The sequence below is a fragment of the Pseudonocardia sp. T1-2H genome (assembly GCF_038039215.1).
In the GTDB taxonomy this organism is placed as follows: domain Bacteria; phylum Actinomycetota; class Actinomycetes; order Mycobacteriales; family Pseudonocardiaceae; genus Pseudonocardia.
Window position 1 is genome coordinate 2,190,475 of the sequence record NZ_JBBPCL010000001.1, and the last position, 15,797, is coordinate 2,206,271.

Annotated in this window: 13 protein-coding genes and 1 pseudogene; 3 read left to right on the forward strand and 11 right to left on the reverse strand. The window is 71.6% G+C overall.

The window, feature by feature from the left end; genetic code table 11:
• Positions 1-200: 200 nt before the first annotated feature.
• The 10 genes and pseudogenes from WBK50_RS10875 to WBK50_RS10920 all read right to left on the reverse strand — a co-directional run.
• Positions 201-2,621: a cation-translocating P-type ATPase gene (locus tag WBK50_RS10875; protein ID WP_341335475.1), complete on the reverse strand. Its 2,421-nt coding sequence runs from the start codon at positions 2,619-2,621 to the stop codon at positions 201-203.
• A 2,070-nt stretch (positions 2,622-4,691) separates the two neighbouring features.
• Positions 4,692-5,027, reverse strand: a complete 336-nt coding sequence (locus WBK50_RS10880) for a hypothetical protein (protein ID WP_341335476.1) — start codon at positions 5,025-5,027, stop codon at positions 4,692-4,694.
• A gap of 326 nt (positions 5,028-5,353) precedes the next feature.
• The gene (locus tag WBK50_RS10885; RefSeq protein ID WP_341335477.1) at positions 5,354-6,748 is read right to left on the reverse strand and encodes an LLM class flavin-dependent oxidoreductase; all 1,395 of its coding nucleotides are present in this window, start codon (positions 6,746-6,748) and stop codon (positions 5,354-5,356) included.
• Positions 6,749-6,783: 35 nt separating this feature from the next.
• Positions 6,784-7,152: a propane 2-monooxygenase effector subunit MimD gene (mimD, locus tag WBK50_RS10890; RefSeq protein ID WP_341335478.1), complete on the reverse strand. Its 369-nt coding sequence runs from the start codon at positions 7,150-7,152 to the stop codon at positions 6,784-6,786.
• On the reverse strand, positions 7,149-8,336 hold the full coding sequence (locus WBK50_RS10895) for a toluene hydroxylase (RefSeq protein ID WP_341335479.1): 1,188 nt from the start codon (positions 8,334-8,336) through the stop codon (positions 7,149-7,151). The genes mimD and WBK50_RS10895 overlap by 4 nt, the downstream gene beginning before the upstream one ends.
• 2 nt (positions 8,337-8,338) lie before the next feature.
• On the reverse strand, positions 8,339-9,391 hold the full coding sequence (locus tag WBK50_RS10900; RefSeq protein ID WP_341335480.1) for an NADH:ubiquinone reductase (Na(+)-transporting) subunit F: 1,053 nt from the start codon (positions 9,389-9,391) through the stop codon (positions 8,339-8,341).
• A gap of 117 nt (positions 9,392-9,508) precedes the next feature.
• On the reverse strand, positions 9,509-11,146 hold the full coding sequence (locus tag WBK50_RS10905) for a methane monooxygenase (protein ID WP_341339359.1): 1,638 nt from the start codon (positions 11,144-11,146) through the stop codon (positions 9,509-9,511).
• 303 nt (positions 11,147-11,449) lie between these two features.
• Positions 11,450-12,532, reverse strand: coding sequence for an S-adenosylmethionine:tRNA ribosyltransferase-isomerase (locus tag WBK50_RS10910; RefSeq protein WP_341335481.1), 1,083 nt, complete (start codon positions 12,530-12,532; stop codon positions 11,450-11,452).
• Positions 12,529-12,900, reverse strand: coding sequence for an SDR family NAD(P)-dependent oxidoreductase (locus WBK50_RS10915; RefSeq protein WP_341335482.1), 372 nt, complete (start codon positions 12,898-12,900; stop codon positions 12,529-12,531). The genes WBK50_RS10910 and WBK50_RS10915 overlap by 4 nt, the downstream gene beginning before the upstream one ends.
• A 131-nt stretch (positions 12,901-13,031) precedes the next feature.
• Positions 13,032-13,220, reverse strand: a pseudogene (locus tag WBK50_RS10920) (SDR family NAD(P)-dependent oxidoreductase); the annotation flags it as partial.
• 175 nt (positions 13,221-13,395) lie between these two features.
• On the opposite strand from WBK50_RS10920, the gene WBK50_RS10925 reads away from it, so the two are divergent.
• From WBK50_RS10925 to WBK50_RS10935, 3 genes are all read left to right on the forward strand, one after another.
• Positions 13,396-14,184: a G1 family glutamic endopeptidase gene (locus tag WBK50_RS10925; protein ID WP_341335483.1), complete on the forward strand. Its 789-nt coding sequence runs from the start codon at positions 13,396-13,398 to the stop codon at positions 14,182-14,184.
• A gap of 411 nt (positions 14,185-14,595) precedes the next feature.
• A complete protein-coding gene (locus tag WBK50_RS10930; RefSeq protein ID WP_341335484.1) occupies positions 14,596-15,081 on the forward strand; it encodes a peroxiredoxin in 486 nt (161 codons plus the stop codon).
• Between the two features lie 28 nt (positions 15,082-15,109).
• A complete protein-coding gene (locus WBK50_RS10935) occupies positions 15,110-15,301 on the forward strand; it encodes a hypothetical protein (RefSeq protein WP_341335485.1) in 192 nt (63 codons plus the stop codon).
• A gap of 149 nt (positions 15,302-15,450) precedes the next feature.
• Here WBK50_RS10935 and WBK50_RS10940 read toward each other — a convergent pair whose 3' ends face one another.
• Complete coding sequence (locus tag WBK50_RS10940) at positions 15,451-15,747, reverse strand: PadR family transcriptional regulator (protein ID WP_341335486.1); 297 nt, start codon at positions 15,745-15,747, stop codon at positions 15,451-15,453.
• Positions 15,748-15,797: the final 50 nt, after the last annotated feature.

Here is a 15,797-nt window from a genome sequence, read left to right on the forward strand (position 1 = left end):
CAGATCGAGCGCGCGACATGCACGGCGAACCGCTCGAGAATGGCGGCCGCGACGGCTACCGCGACTGCTGCGAAGAACTCGCCCATCGGACAACACCTCCACACGCTGAGAGCTGAAGTGTGGGCCGGCCGGATGAGCAGCGGGATGGCGTCAGGTGCACGGTGGGCGGCCGGCAGGTGACGAGTCGGCGCCGACCCGGTTCACGACTGCGGCGCGGGTTGTCCGGCGGTGCGCAGGACGCGTTCCGAGAGGAGCTGTGCGGCTGTGGCCGCCGCGGTGGCGGCGAGGGCGATGGCCCATTGATGGGGGAGGAGCGGGCGGGAGCCGACGGCGTGGCTCAGCCCCGGCACCTGGACGGCGATGGCGAGCAGGGCCATCGAGCCGACGGCGGAGGCGGCGACGAGAGGGGTGCGTCCGCGGACGGCGAGGGTCTGGCCGAGCTGGGCACCGACGAGCGCGACGAGGCCGGTGGTGCTGGCCTGCCCGGGTGTGCTGACGGGGCGGGCGAGCAGCCAGGCGACGCCGGCCGAGGTCGCGGTGATCGCGGCGCGCACCTGGAAGTCCCGGGTGAGGGACTCGCTGAGGGATTGCTCCGGCCCCTCGGCGAGCAGTTGCTCGGGGGTGGCGTCCGCCGGCGGCCGGACGGCGACGGCCATCGCGGGCAGCACATCGGTCAGCATGTTGATCAGCAGCAGCTGTCGGGCGTTCAGGGTGGCGGCGCCGCCGAACAGCCCGGTGGCGAGGGTGTAGACGACCTCGCCGAGGTTGCCGCCGAGCAGGATGGACAGGGCGTCGCGGACCGAGGACCACATGCCGCGGCCTTCGACGATCGCGTCGGTGATCGTCTCGATACGGTCGTCGGTCACGACGAGGTCGGCCGCCTCGCGGGCCGCGGGGGTGGCCCCGGTGCCGAGGGCGATGCCGACGTCGGCCAACCGGATCGCCGGTGCGTCGTTGGTGCCGTCGCCGGTCACGGCCACCGCGTACCCGTCCCGTTGGAGCAACCGGACGATGCGGGCCTTTTGAGCGGGGACGACGCGCGCGAAGACGGCCGTCCGGGGTAGCTCCCGGGCGAGCTGGTCGTCGGTGAGGTCGTCCAGCTCGGCACCTGTCAGCACGACGCGCCCGTTGAGGGCGTCGAGTTCGGTGGCGATGGACTGGGCCGTACTGGGATGGTCCCCGGTGATCATGACGATCCGGACGCCGGCGGCCCGCAACGTCGCGACGGCGGCGGCGGCGGTGGGGCGGACGGGATCCACCAGCGCGATGAGCCCGCGGAACTCCAGATCCTCGACGTCGGCCTCGGTCAGCCGGGGCCGGTCCTCGAGCCGGCGCTGGGTGACGGCCAGCACCCGGTGTCCCTGCCGGGCCAGCCGCTCGACCTCGGCGTCGATCTCCGCGCGGGCGCGGTCGTCGAGCGGGACGGCGTCGGCGCCCGGCCGCCGCCGGGTGCTGCAGAGCGGCAGCACGACCTCGGGAGCACCCTTGACGCTGAGCCGGTCGCCGCTGCGGCCGCGCCACAGGGTGGCGTGGTAGCCGCGGTGGGACTCGAAGGGCAGCTCGTCGAGGAGCTCGACGAACGCGTGCCCGTTCTCGGCGGTGATCCCCAGCTCGCGGGCGCCGCGCAGGACCGCCCGGTCGGTCTGGTGGGTCACCTCGTGGGCAGCCGCCCCGAACGGGCTCGCCCGCACGGCGGCGGCGACGACCTGCTGGAGTTGAGGCGGGAAGGGCCGGTCGACGGCGGCCGTGTCGGTCCCGTCGGAGACCTGCCGCAGGCTGATCCGGCCCTCGGTGAGGGTGCCGGTCTTGTCGAAGCAGAGCACGTCGACCCGGCCGAGGGCCTCGATCGTGGAAGGGTTGCGCACGAGCGCTCCACGGGCCGACAGCCGGCGGGCCGCCGCGAGCTCGGCGACCGTCGCGACGAACGGCAGACCTTCGGGGACGGCGGCCACGGCGAGACTGACCGCCCGGCTCAACGCCACCCCGGCGGGTCGCCGCCGGAACAGGTCGACCGCGATCAACGCGAGCCCGGCGCCGATCGAGAACGGCAGGACCCGGGCGGTCAACGTGCGCAACCGGATCTCGACGCCGGTCGGCGGAGCCTGCCCGGTCTGCTGGCGCAGGGTCCGGCCGACCTCGGTGCGCTCCCCGGTCGCGACGACCACCGCGTCGGTGCGCCCGGCCGCGACGACCGTGCCCTCGTAGAGCATCGAATGCCGGTCGGCCAGGGGCCGGGCCCCGGTGGCGCGGGCCGATTTCGCCACCGGCACCGACTCGCCAGTCAACGGCGACTCGTCGACCTCCAGGTCCTGCCCGGTCAGCACCCGGCAGTCGGCCGGAACGGCGTCGCCGGACTGCAGCCGGATCACGTCACCCTCGACGAGCTCGTCGGGTGGGTGCTCGGCCTCCGACTCCCCCCGCCGGACCCGGACGGGGGCGGCGCTGGAATGCAGGAGGGTGCGCAGTGCCTTCTGCGCGCCGACCCGCTGCATCCCGCCGATGAGGGCGTTGACCGCGAGCACACCGGTGATGAGGAGCGGGTCCACGATCGAGCCGCCGGCGGCGGAGACCCCGGCGCCCGCGGCGAGTGCGGGGGTGATCGGGTTGGCCAGCTCCTCCACCGTGGCCCGGGTGAGCCCGAGCTCGGCGTCGGCGGGGGACCCGGGCCGCTCGTGGTGACGTCGTCTCGACTCCGCCTCGGCGAGGCCCGCCCGGGAGCTTCCCGAGCGATTCCAACACGGCCCGGGTCGACATCGCATGCCACGGCGTCCGATCGGCCGCGACCGGCTCGGGGCGCCGGGCGGGGGACATCCCGGACCAGATGCCCAGGCCCAGAGCGAGCAGCGCGGTGGCGTGCACCGGGATGGCGGCGCGGGTGGGGGCACCGACGCGGGGCCCCATCAGGGCGAGCAGGACGCCGAGCCCCGAACCTGCGACGGCGAGCTGCGCGCCCCGGCGGCTGGCCTGCCGAGCCGGGCCGACGGCGCCCAGGAGCAGGCACACCTCGCTCACGGCCCGTGTCAGCACGTCCGCGGTCCAGGGCGGGGCCTGGCGCGGTGGGGTCATGCCGATCCCGAGGTCGGCAAGGGCGAGCGCGTCATCGCGCCCGCTCACCAAGGCGACGACACGGCCGCCGGCCTGCAGCGCCCGCACCGAGTCCGCCAGCTCGGCTCCGCCGGGGACGGCGCCGTCGGTGTCGAGCCGCGCCGCCAGCTCCCGAGGCCCGGCCACCAGGACGAGCCCGGCCTCCGCGGCGGCCGCCACGACGGCCTCGGCGAAGGGATCGAGCGCCGGCGAGACGCCGACGAGCGCGACGGGTTCATCACCACGTCGCAGGGCGAGCACCACGGACGAGCGCCGGGCGAGCGCGGCGGCGGCCGCCTCCGCCGACTCCGGTAGCGACGTCCGGCCTGCGGGCCCGATCGACCAGCCGTCCTGGGCTCGCACCCGCCGTGGCCGGCGCAGGTCGACGAGGTCGTACGTCCGCTCGACGAACTCGGACATTTCCGGGTCGGACCCCTCGACCAGCGGGACCACCTCGTCGACGGCCTGCCTGCGGGTCACCAGGAGCTCGGCGTCCAGCACGACCGTGTCGACCCGGTCGAGCCGCCGTAGCGCCTCCCGGTCCAGGACCAGGCTGCCCCGCGCCGCGGCGTCCCGGCCGAGCTGGGAGGCGAAACCCTCCCGCCCCGACCGTGCGGCCTTGGGGACACCGGCGGCCAGGGCCGCACCCACCACCGTCGCCGTGCGGGTGATGGCCAGTAGCGCGCCGGCGCCGGCGAGGGTGAGCCCCACGGCCGTGTCGCCGACCTTCTCGACGGGTCCCGCCGGGAGGGGTACCGGGCGCGGCCGGTCGGGACGCGCGGCGGCGCGGTGCCCCCCTTCCTGGCCGGCCACCGTGCTGTCCCACTCGGCCCATGCCCGGCGGCGCGCCAGGGTCTCCTGGTAGAGGCTGTAGCGCTGGCAGGTGTCCGCCAGCAGTCCGAGCGGGCGCCGGCCGAGTGCGTTGGACAACGCCGCCGCGCCGCCGAACAATGTGTCGGTCGTGGGTTCCCCGATCGCCGAGGCGACGGCCGCCCGGACGCGAGGGGCCGACTCGACCAGCGCGAGGACCGACGACACCCACGCGACCGGCGTGGTCGGAATCGCCCGCCCCACGACGGTGTAGGCCAGCCCGGCGGCGTTCAGGCCGAGCAGCGCGGCCTCGTGCAGCGCTTGGACCGGGGCGCCCGGATGGTCCGCATCGGCGTGCGGCGCTTCCGTCGGCCCACACTCCCGCTCGGCCGCTCGCACGAGATCCACCACGTCGCGCACCGTGAGCCGCTCCGGGTCGAACTCGACCAGGACATCGCCGAGGACCGCGTTGACCTCGGTGCGTCGAACGGCGGCATCGGCGTCGATCCGCCGCTCCAACTGTGCGGCGATCCCCGCATCGGCCTCGTGCACCCCCCGCACGCGCACGTGCGCACGGCTCGACGAGGTCGTCATCGCACCGGAGGCGGCCGCCGCCACCAACTCGGCGACCCCCTCGACGGCGCCGACGACCTCGCCGGCAGCGGTCCCGATCAGGCTGAACACACGGTGCAACACCAGGAACTCCCGGGCGACGCAGCGAGCGCCGCGATCACGCGCTCGCCTCGATCGATGGCCCGGGGACTCCGCGGACCCCTGTCAGGTCGGGCAGGTCAGGTCTACGTGTTCCCCTGGGCGTTCGGGCGGGGCCCGTCGGACGTCTTCGCGTCGGCCGGGCCGGAGGTCTCCGCCTGCGCCACGTTCGGCATGCCACCGCGCGGTTCCGGGTTTGCCTCACCCCGGCTGGCCAGCGCGCTCCCGACGCCGATGGCGGCCGCGACCGGCCATTCGATGACCCCGGCGACCGCCGTCGCCGCCAGGCCGCCGAAGAACAGCAGCGACTTGGGGGAGGGGAGGACCGACTGCACCCCGCGGGCGGCCGCGTCCAGGTCCGCGCGTCCGGGCATGTGCAGGTGGGGAGCTCGGAACTCGGCCGTGACGAACGGAAGATTCACCGTCGCCGATCGCCCTCCCTCTGCACCCCCCTCCGCCGGGCGCTCCGGGCGGGTCTCCTCGGTCAGCGTCGTCCCGCCCGCGTCGGGGCTGCCGCCCGGCTGCCCGGCGGACTCCGCTACGGTGCCGCCGGTCTGTGTCTCCGTCTGCCTCGCCTTACCCGCCATATTCCACCTCACCCTTCGGCCCGCCCGATCCGACGGGCTGGTTGTGCCCACTGAGACCCCGGAGAAACGCCTGGTGGCCGAAAGCTGTACTCCCGGTTGCCGTTCCGTACACGGACCGGCGGGCGGCCGGGACTCGCCCGCGCCACCCGGCGACCCGGTGATCACGCTCCGGTCGTGGCGGGGGCCTTCACGTCGAGATCGACCATGCTCTCCGGATTCGGCGAATGCCCGTACTCGCGGTGCAGGACGGGCATGATCTCCTCGGCGAAGTACTGCATCTGGGCCTCGGTCTCCGTCGCCGAGAACCCGCCGGCCTCGAACCAGGCGTGGAACATGAAGTCGTCGTACCCGCAGACCTCCTTGATCTCCATGATCGAGTCGATCACGTACTGCTTGGAGCCGTGGATGGCGACCTTCTTGTCCCGCAGCATCTCCGCGGTGACCTTCATGCTCATGTCGTAGAACGGCTCGTCCGCTTCGGCGAGCACGGCGGCGAACCCGAAGGGACCGTAGTAGTCCCACTGCAACTCCAGCGCCTGGGCGGCGCGGTCCAGGTCGCCTAGGCCCTTGTCCACGCAGTGGATGTAGCGGCAGGTGACCACGCCGCGGCGCTTCTCCGCGTCCCACCCGTACTTGAACTGGCCGCGGTTCTGCCGGTCCGGCCAGCCGGCCTTCTCCGCCTCCTCGTAGTAGAGCTCGATGTTCCTCCTCAGCCGGGAGTTGGGCTCCACGATGAAGTAGCCGTTGATGCCCCGTTCGGCCGCGAACTTCACCGAGCGCGGGCTCGTCAGGGGCTCCCAGATCTGAGGATGGGGTTTCTGCAGCGGTTGCGGGTAGACCGGGAACTCGAGCAGCTTCGTGGTCGTGGCCTGCACCGGATTTCCGGCCGAGTACATGTCCGGGTTGCCGACCTTGAGGACCTGTTCGAGGGTGCGTCCCATCCCGGGCTGGCTGAAGTAGGCCAGGGTCTGCTTGTGGTTCCACTTCGTGAACGACGGTGGCAGCGACATGAACTCGCCGTGATGGAACATCGAATCCTGGGTCCAGGCCTTGATGATGATGTCGTAGGCCTCTTCGAAGTAGGCCCGGTTGCGCTCCTGGTCCTGGATGGTCGAGCCGTACGGCCAGCCGAACACCTCGTTCTCCCGTGGCTGGTAACCCCGCCCGATGCCGAACTCGAGCCGGCCGCCGCTGATCACGTCCAGCATCGCGGCCTGCTCGGCGATGCGGATCGGGTGCCACCAGCTGACGATGTTCGCGGCCTGACCGAGCCGGATCCGCCTGGTCCGCGAGGCGATCGCCGCCTCGCTCAGCAGCGGGTTGGGAGACAGCTCGGCGCCCTCGGGCTGGAAGTGGTGCTCGGTCTGGAACCAGTAGTCGAAGCCCAGCTGCTCGGCGAGGATGCCCTGACGGACCTGATTGACGATCGTCCGCTGGGCCGAGGTGTGGGTGGCGGCGAGGTCACCGTCGTTGACCACGACGTCGTCACCGTTGTAGGCGACGTGTTTGGTGGGCAGATCCGACGCCCCGTTGTGGAACACGCCGATCTCGATCATCGCGAGTCTCCTTGCCGAACCGTAGGAACCTGGAATCAGCTGAGCGCGCGGAGGTCGAAACCGAGGTACCCGGCGGCGTCCTCCGGGTTGGCGAACATGATCGTCCGGTCGTCCAGGTGGACCATCCGCCCGTAGTGGGTGGACATGTTCTCCTCGAACTCCGCGGCGTCGAACCACCCCTCGTCCTCGCCCGCCGCCTCGTCGATCTCCGCGTAGACGAAGTCCATCCGCTTCCGGGCGTCGACCCGGATCATGGAGGGCAGGACGGTGATGGTGACGCCCTCCTTGTCCCTCATCACGTCGGCCACGATCGCCCCGACCTGGTTGTTCATCAGCGTCACCCCGCACTTGTCGGACGCGGTGCTGTTGGGGGCGAACGGGCTCTGCGCGGTCGAGCTGGTCATGACTGCGCCTCCGCGGGCATCTGCAGTCCGAGATCCGAGACGATGCCGGCGAAGCGTCGCTCGGCCCGCGCCAGCGCGTGGTCGAAGTCGCGGGGCTTCACATCGGGCAGGCCCCACAGCGGCGCCATGGTGCGCGCCGCGTCCAGGCAGCGGGGCGTCCAGCGCGCCAACCACTCCTGCATGACCGCCTTGTTGTGGTCGGCGAACTCCTTGTCCGCGGCAAGGGGGCCGAAGCAGGCCTGGGTCCAGCGCAGGTCCCGCCGGGCGTAGTCGTACTCCCCGGCGCCCATGATCGTCGGCGTTACGAAGTCGCCGTTGGCCGCGGCGGACTGCTGGACCATGTTGCTGCGGAACAGCTCGCCGATCAGCGGCTCGAAGACGACGTTGGTCGCGAACATCATCTCGCCCCAGTCGTCGTCGACCGCGGTCAATGCCTCGGCCACCTCCCGGGCGCCCTGCCACTCGGGGTCGTTGTTCCAGGAGTCGAGGTGGGCGGTGCCGTCGAAGCCGTCGATCTCCTCGGTCAGCGTGAGGTTGTAGAGCGCGAGGTCCTGCGCGAACCGGATCTTGTGCATGCTGTTCACCGCGATCGCGGTGTTGTGCATGTTCGTCGGGGCGGACCGGTTGCAGGCGGCGAAGACGTAGAGGCCGAGGATGTGCTCGATGTGCATCCAGGCCCCGACGTGTCGCTCGACGAAACGGACCCAGCTCGGCGCCCACTGCTCGAACGCCTTCGCGTCGCGGGCGTTCTCGATGTTCTGGTTCAGCTGGCGCACGACGTTGGCGTTGTAGCGGTAGAGCGTGAGTTCCCACTCCTCGTTGGGGTCGCGGAACTCGTGCCAACCGTGGGCGGGCCACTCGTAGCCCTTACCGCCGGAGCCGGGGTAGCGCTCCGGCTCGGGCCGGTCCACGCCCCAGGCCTTCAGCTTCGTCCAGTTCAGCGGGTAACCGGCCTCGCCGTCGGCGAAGCCGTAGAGCCAGCCCTGGGACAGGTAGTGCCGCGGGTCGGGCTGGACCTCCACGGTCACGTCCTCGTAGTGGCTCGGCTTCCGCTTGGCCGGGGTGAAGTAGTTGAAACGGCGGGCCGACGCCCCGGAGTCCGGGAACACTTTCGCGCCGGCCTCGGCGTCGGTGAAGTTCACCTTCGGCACGCTTCTGACGGGTTGCTCCCCGGTCGTGGTCATGGTCAGTCCGCTCCTTCCGGGTCGCCGGTGGTCGTGAATCTGTCGTAGAAGATGTGTTCGGTGGGGACCCCGAGGTCCTGCAGGAGCGGGATCGCGGCGTCGACCATCGGGGGCGGCCCGCAGACGTAGGCCTCACGTCCCTTGAGGTCCTGCTCGCCGCGCTTCAGCACGTCGGTGACGAAGCCGGTCTCCCCGTCCCAGTCCTCGTCCCCGTCCGCCTCGGACAGGGCCGGCACGTAGCGGAAGCCGGGCAGCCGGTCCTCGAAGGCGTGCATCTCGTCCTCGAAGCACAGGTCCGGCCTGGTCCGGACGCCGTAGTAGAAGGTCGTCCTCCGGTCGATGCCCCGCTCCGCCATCGACCGGAGCAGGCCCAGCATCGGGGCCAGACCGGCCCCACCGCCGACGAACACGAGGTCGGAGGTCCGGCTCTCGCGCAGCGTGAAGGTCCCGAACGGACCTTCGACGTCCAACCGGTCGCCCACCTCGGCCGTGGTCGCCAGGTACTGCGAGAACTGTCCGTCGGGGTAGATCTTGATCACGAACTCGAAGAGCCGGCCCTCCCGGTCCGGGGTGTTCGCCATCGAGAACGAGCGGCTCTCCGTCGTCCCCGGGATCGTGAGGTCCAGGTACTGGCCCGGGAAGAACTTGATCTCGTCCGGCTCGACCAGCTTCAGCACGAGGTGGCGCATGTCGGGGGTGACCGGCTCGTTGAGGACGACCTCGGCGACGCCCTTCCGCAGCGGCAGGCCGGAACGGATGATCTCCTCGTCGTAGTTGAGGAGCTCGATGACCAGGTCCTCGTAGGCGTGGGCCCGGCACAGCAGCGTCGAGCCCTCCTCCTTCTCGTAGTCCGGGAGGGCGAAGGTCGAGTAGCTGTCGAGCTCGATGTCCTCACCCTCGAGGACGAAGGACTTGCAGGCGGCGCACTGGCCCTCCTTGCAGCCGTGCATGAGCTGCACGCCCTGCTCGGCGGCCGCACGGAGGATGGTCTGGTCCTCGTCGACCTCGATCTCGATGCCGACGGGTTCGAACCGCACACTGTGCTTTTCGCCCATGCGATCGATCGACCTTTCGACGTCTCGGCGCGTGCCCGGGGTGAAGGCAGGGGGCGCCGGACGGGGAGAGGGCCCGGTGGGCCCTCCCCCGTTTCTCGCTGCGCCTGTTCTGCAGGGTCAGGCGGTGCTCGGGGCCGGCCGCCCGGCCGGGCCCTGACGGTGGTAGTCCTCGACGAACGCGGCGCGGCCCGCGTCGTCCATCTGGTTGAACAGCACGTTCGGGCTCTGCAGGTGCGGGCACCGCCGCATGTGGTCCAGCGTCCACATCTTCTTGGGATCCAGGTCGAGATGGGGCTGGGCCGTCATGGTCTTGCCGTCGTCACGCACCATGCCCATGTCGGAGACGACGTCGGCCCAGTTCCAGCCGTGGTAGAGCGTCTCCCACTCGCGCTTGCCGACCAGACGACCCATGTTCGGGGTCTCGCGACCCTGGTAGGTGCCCCGGAAGGCCTCCACGTCCGTCCAGCGACAGACCTCGTGGCAGTACGTCCGGTGCATGCCGTCGACCTCGGCGGTCACCATGTCCTCGCGGACCAGGCACGGGACCATGCAGGTCCAGCACCGGGCCGGGTAGACGTAGTCGACGTCCTCGAACACGATCGGGTTGTGCCCGTTCGGCACGGCCAGCCGGTTGTAGTTCTCCCACCAGGCGCCGTACTTGTCGTACCAACCCGGGTACTTGTACTCGAACCACTCGAAGTCCTCGTCGGTCATGCCGTCGATGCGCCAGTAGTTCGCCAACCAGCCCGTCGCGAAGAACTGCGCGACCTCGTGCACGTAGCCCTTGTTCCAGATCTGGTTCCAGGACTCCTCGATCAGGTCATGAGGAACGACCAGACCGTACTTCTCGAGCGGGACGAGGTAGGAACGGTAGTAGTCGTCGTAGATCCAGCGACGCCACATCTCGGCGTAGGACTCGCGGTCCTTACGCCGGTCCTTGGTGCCGTACTCGATGAACGTGCCGATGGCGGCGTCCACCACGCGGTGGTTGTTCCACCACGCGTAGCGCAGGTCGCGCTCGAGCAGCTGGCGGTTGTCCTCGTCCGACAGCGCCATCAGCAGCGTGGCGTAGCCGTTGGAGATGTGGCGCGACTCGTCGGACTGGACCGAGTGGAACACCGTGGGCAGCAGGTAGTCCCCGTTCGCCGCGGCCTCGGCCGGCATGGCCACGAACAGCGTGTTCGTGAACGCCGTCTCGGCGACGATCGTCAGGTAGATGCTGGCCGCGGTGATCGCGTCACCGGTGATGAACCCCTCGGCGAACTGCCGGCCGATGGTGCCGCAGTAGTCGCTCTGGAAGTCCCGCAGGCTGTTGTTGAAGCCCGCCGGGTCGATGTAGTTGTTCATGTACAGGCGCTTGAGGTTCTGCTGGATCGTCGAGTGCCGTACCTCGTCGATCATCTGGATCGCCTGGCCGTTGTGCAGCTCCGGGTTGGGAACCACGTGGAACAGCATCGGCATCGACCGCGCCGCCGAGATCTCCGGCAACGGGATGATGGACAGGAACAGCTTCTGCCACTCCAGCCAACGCTCCTGGACCTGGCGGAACATGTTCCCGCGGATCGCTCCGTCGGACGCGCCGTAGACGCGGTGGTCCTTCTCCTCCTGCATGGGGAAGTAGGACCGCAGCACCTGCTTGAGCGGGTCCTTCTTCGAAGCCTTGCGGAAGGTGTAGTCGGTTCCGTACTTCATGTACGGCTCGTGGTACTGCGGCTCCCAGGCCAGCTCCTGGATCTTCTGGTGAGCCTTCGCCAGACTCTGCCGACTCACGTCAACTCCTCACCTGGTGGGGACCAGGCTTCCCGCCGTCCCCTGGAACAGTCGGGGCGTCGGGGAACCCGCTGTCAGCCCGCATCCGTGAGCCGGGGCCGACGCGGGCGTCAGCCAACTCGGGAGGTGGACCCCGAGGCGGTTCCAGCCGGAATGCGCGGGTCCCGGCCGAGCCGCCCCGTGCCGCACATCGATACTCCGGACACCCAGCAGGTTCGACCACCAAGCGAGCGACCGCACTCCGCGCATAGGAGCGGCCGGTCCTGACCCAGCCGGGCGACCCCTCGATCACGCCGCGCGGCGCGCCGGCAACAACAGGCACGAGTCCCCGAACTCGTGCCACAGATACCCCGTCCGGACGGCTTCGGCGTACGCCCGTCCCACCAGCAGGGCCCCGGCCACCGCCTCGAGCAGCAGCAGGTGGGACGCCTCCGGCTCGTGCCAGCCGGTCACCAGCCCGTCCACCACCCGGACCGGACGGTCCGGGCCGAGCACGAGGTCCGTCCACCCCTCGCCCGCCCGCACGGTGCCGTCGACGTCCGCGACGGTCTCCAGGGCGCGGGTCACCGTGGTGCCCACCGCGACCACCCGCCGTCCCGCCGCGCGGGTCGCGTTCACCGCGTCCGCGGTCGCGGCCGGCACCCGGTACCGCTCGGGGAGCGGCACCTCGTCGGCCTCCGGCGACGACACCCCGGTGTGCAGCACGAGCTCCGCGATCCCGACGCCACGGGCGTGCAGGCCGTCGAGCACGGCTCGGGTGAACGGCCGGCCCGCACTCGGCATCTCGGCGCTGCCGAACCAGTCGTCGGACGCGCCCGCGGGGACCGCGAAGACGGTCCGGTGGTCCGCGAGCGCGGGGTGCTCGCGCAGGTAGGCGTAGCGGATCGGGCGGCCCGTCGCGGACAGCCACGCCGGGAGACCGCCCTCGACCGGGATCCGGGCGCGCCAGAGCCTGCTGCCGGTGCGTACGGACGGGTCCGGGTGGGCGGCCACGAGCGTGGCGGCCACGCCGGGTGGCAGCCGCACGGTGTCGCCGCGGGCGGCGTCGGTGACCCGTTCTCCCTCCGGCGTCCGCGGCTCGACGACGAACGTGCCGCCGGTCGACGGCCCCGAGACGTGCAGGACGACCGGGCGCCCGTCGGATCGGAACCCGTCGACCGCGGCGGGCTCGGTGTCGGAGGTGTTGACGACCACCAGGTCGCCGGGGTCGAGAGCCCCGGGAAGCTCGGTGAATCTGCTGTGCCGCAACGGCTTGCGGTCGCGCGCCACGAGTAGGCGCACCTGGTCCCGGGCCAGCCCGCGGGACTCGGGTGTCTCCGCCGCGGACAGCTCCGGCGGGACGGCGAACCGGGTCGCGGCAGTCGCCCTCACGTCGCGGTCCCGGCCGGCGCGAGATCCGACGCCCGGTAGCGCCCGCGGGCCGGGCGCTCGTCGAGCAGCCGGAGGAACGCCGGCACCACGGTCGAGGGATCGGGGCGGTCGGAGATGTCCTCGCCGGGGAACGCGCGCTGGTGCATCGCGGTACGCATGTCCCCGGGATCGAACGCGTACGCCCGCACCGCGGGTTCCTCGACGCCGAGCACCGCGACGACCTGGTCGAGCGCGGCCTTCGCCGCGCCGTAGCCGCCCCATCCCTCGTAGGCCTCGACGGCGGCGTCGGAGCTGAGTGCGACGACGGTCCCGCCGGCCGCGCGCAGCAGCGGGAGCGCGAGCTGGGTGAGGGCCAGCGGAGCGAGCACGGTGGTCTCGAGGACGCCCCGCAGGGCGTCGAGGGGATAGCGGGCGAGCCCGGGCAGCGGTGAGGGCCCAGCTCGCCCGCGTTGTGGACCAGCAGGTCGAGGCGCTCACCCGCGGCGGCGACGAGCTCGGCCCGGAACCCGGCGTCGGTCACGTCGCCGGGAAGCGCGAGGACGCCGGGCAGACCCGCGGTCGCGGCGTGGAGCCGGCGGGCGTCGCGGGCGCAGACGACGACGGTGCCGCCGCGGGCGGCGAGGGCGGTGGTGAGGGCCAGGCCGAAGCCCTGCCCGGCACCGGTGACGATCGCGGTGGTGGAGGTCATGCCGCCACGGTGCGACCTGAAGCCAGGTTCAGGTCAAGTCCGCTCGGGGGACCGGTTCCGGCGGGGAACGGACTCCGTCCACAGCAGACCTGCCGGCAGGGGCCTCGAACGGTCACTTCACCTCGGTGGGCCAGGGCTGTTGACGTGGCCGCCGGCCACGGTCGAGATTGGCGGGGTGCCGACTACTCCCGGGGCGGAAGTCGACGTCCGGGACGAGGCGAGCTCGACGCATGTGTCCTGGCCGGGGGAGATGATGGTGCACAAGACCTGGAACATCGCAGGACGTCTCACGTCGGGTGTGGCGATCCTGCTCGCAGGCGCGGCCCTGCTGTCGGCCGCCCCCGCCGCGGCGGACCCGCAGGTGGGGCGTGGCTACAACGCCGACGGCGGAAACTGGTCCGGTTACGTGACGGCCGGACGCGAGTTCAGCTCGGTGTCGGCGCGGTGGATCGAACCCGCCGTCACCTGCAACACCACCACCGACGCCTTCGCGCCGTGGGTCGGCCTCGGCGGCTTCGGCACCACCATGGTCGAGCAGGCCGGGGTGGAGACCAGCTGCGCGGGCGGGGTACCGGTCTACCGGGCGTGGTACGAGCTGGCCCCCGCCCCGCCGGTCTACTACGACGACCCCGTCGGTCCCGGAGACTCGATCAGCGCCGAGGTGACCCGCGCCGGGACCCGCTACACGCTGACCGTCACCGACCACACCAGGAACTGGTCCAGGACCGTCGCCAGGTCCTACAACGGAAGCAACACCTCGGCCGAGTTCATCCTCGAGTCGCCCACCGGCACGTTTCCCGACTTCGGCACGGTGACGTTCACCGGGGCCTCGGTCGACGGGAGGCCATTGAGCACCTACACGTCGCTCGCCCTCGATGCCCGCGGCGGGTACGACGACCACACCGGGGCCTTGGCGGGGGGCACCTTCTCCGTCAGTTATCGGCACGGAGCGGCCGCAGGGTAGGGGCAGTGTCCGGGAACGGCGCCGCGCCGTGCCGCTACTGCCGACCGGTGAGGCGTGCTCGTGGTGGCCCGAGGTGGTCGGCGACCGGGCCGCTGTGGCGGTGGTGGACCCAACCGCCGCCCGGAATCCTGACGGCGGACATTCCGGCGGGCAGCGCCACGGTCCCGGTCACGACGACCCTCACGACCTCGCGGTAGCGGCCCCCTGCATGAAAGCTCCGTCCTGAGAGGAGCGTGGAGATAGGGCAGGCCGAGTCCAGCGACCAGCCTCGGCCCTGGCCGGAGCCCGGGACGCGCCGGGACCGGCCCGGCGAGAACGTCCCGACCCGACGAGCCCCTCGCCGAGAGGGGCCCGCCACTCTAGGGTTCGAGCAGGGCGAACCGCCGCCCGAGCAGCACCTCGAGGAGAACCGTGTCCCTCTCGCCCGGCGACGCCGTCCCCGACGTCACCCTCATGACCATGTCCGAGTCCGGCCCCGCCCCGGTCAGCAGTGCGGAGGTGCTCGGCCGGGGGACCGTCGTCCTGTTCGGGGTGCCCGGCGCCTTCACGCCGTCGTGTTCCGACCAGCACCTGCCGGAGTACGTCCTGCGGGCGGACGAGCTGCGGGCGAAGGGCGTCGACACCATCGCCTGCGTCGCGGTCAACGATGCGTTCGTGATGGACGCCTGGGGGCGTTCCCGGGACACGGGGGACGCGGTCGTCATGCTGGCCGACGGCAACGGTGACTTCGCCGAGGCGATCGGGCTCCAGCTCGACGGCCGCGCGTTCGGGCTGGGGAGGCGCTCGCAGCGCTACGCCGCGGTCCTCGTCGACGGTGTGCTGCGTGACCTGTGGGTCGAGTCGGCACCGACGGACGTGACGGTCAGCTCTGCGGACGCGGTCCTGAAGAGCCTCTGACCGGGACCGACGGGGAGGGCGCCATGGCGTGCACACGGTCGGTGAGACGCCCTGCAGGGCCGTCGGCGTGCCCGACCGGGTCGGTGAGCACCGGCCGGGCGCGGTGTACGGCACCTTCACGAGCTCGTCGAGCAACGGGTTCACCGCCACGGTGACGCCCACGAACACCGCGAGCCGGGTCAGCCGCCACCCCGTCACGGCCGTGAAGCCGAGCAGGTAGACCCACCAGGACCCGATCGTGCTCGACGCCTCCATGGCCACGACGAAGGCGCGGTTGCCGACCGCGAGGCCGTGCAGATCGTCCCGCGCCGCCATGTCGGCGTGCGGTAGCGGAGGCCGACCCCACGACGCGAAGCAGTGGTCGGCGGATCACCGGTCGCGGGGGGAGCCCGCGTCGAGCACCTTGTCCATCCCTTCGGCGAAGGCGGCCCATTCTCGACGCCGCGTCTCCAACACGCGTTCGCCCAGTGGAGTCAGGAGGTATCGGCGGGTTCCGTCCTCCCAGCTGACCCGCATCAACCTGTTGTTCCTGAGTCGATGGAGCGCGTGATAGACGCTGTGCTCCGGGAGCGAGAAGATCCCACCGCTGAGCCGGCGGACGACATCGATCAGATGGGCTGCGTTCCCCGGGCTGTGGCGCGCCGCCGCGAGGAGCAGGACGTCCATGTCCTCGCGGTGCCGGACCGGCACGGTGCGAAACCGCGGGCGAGGCGTCG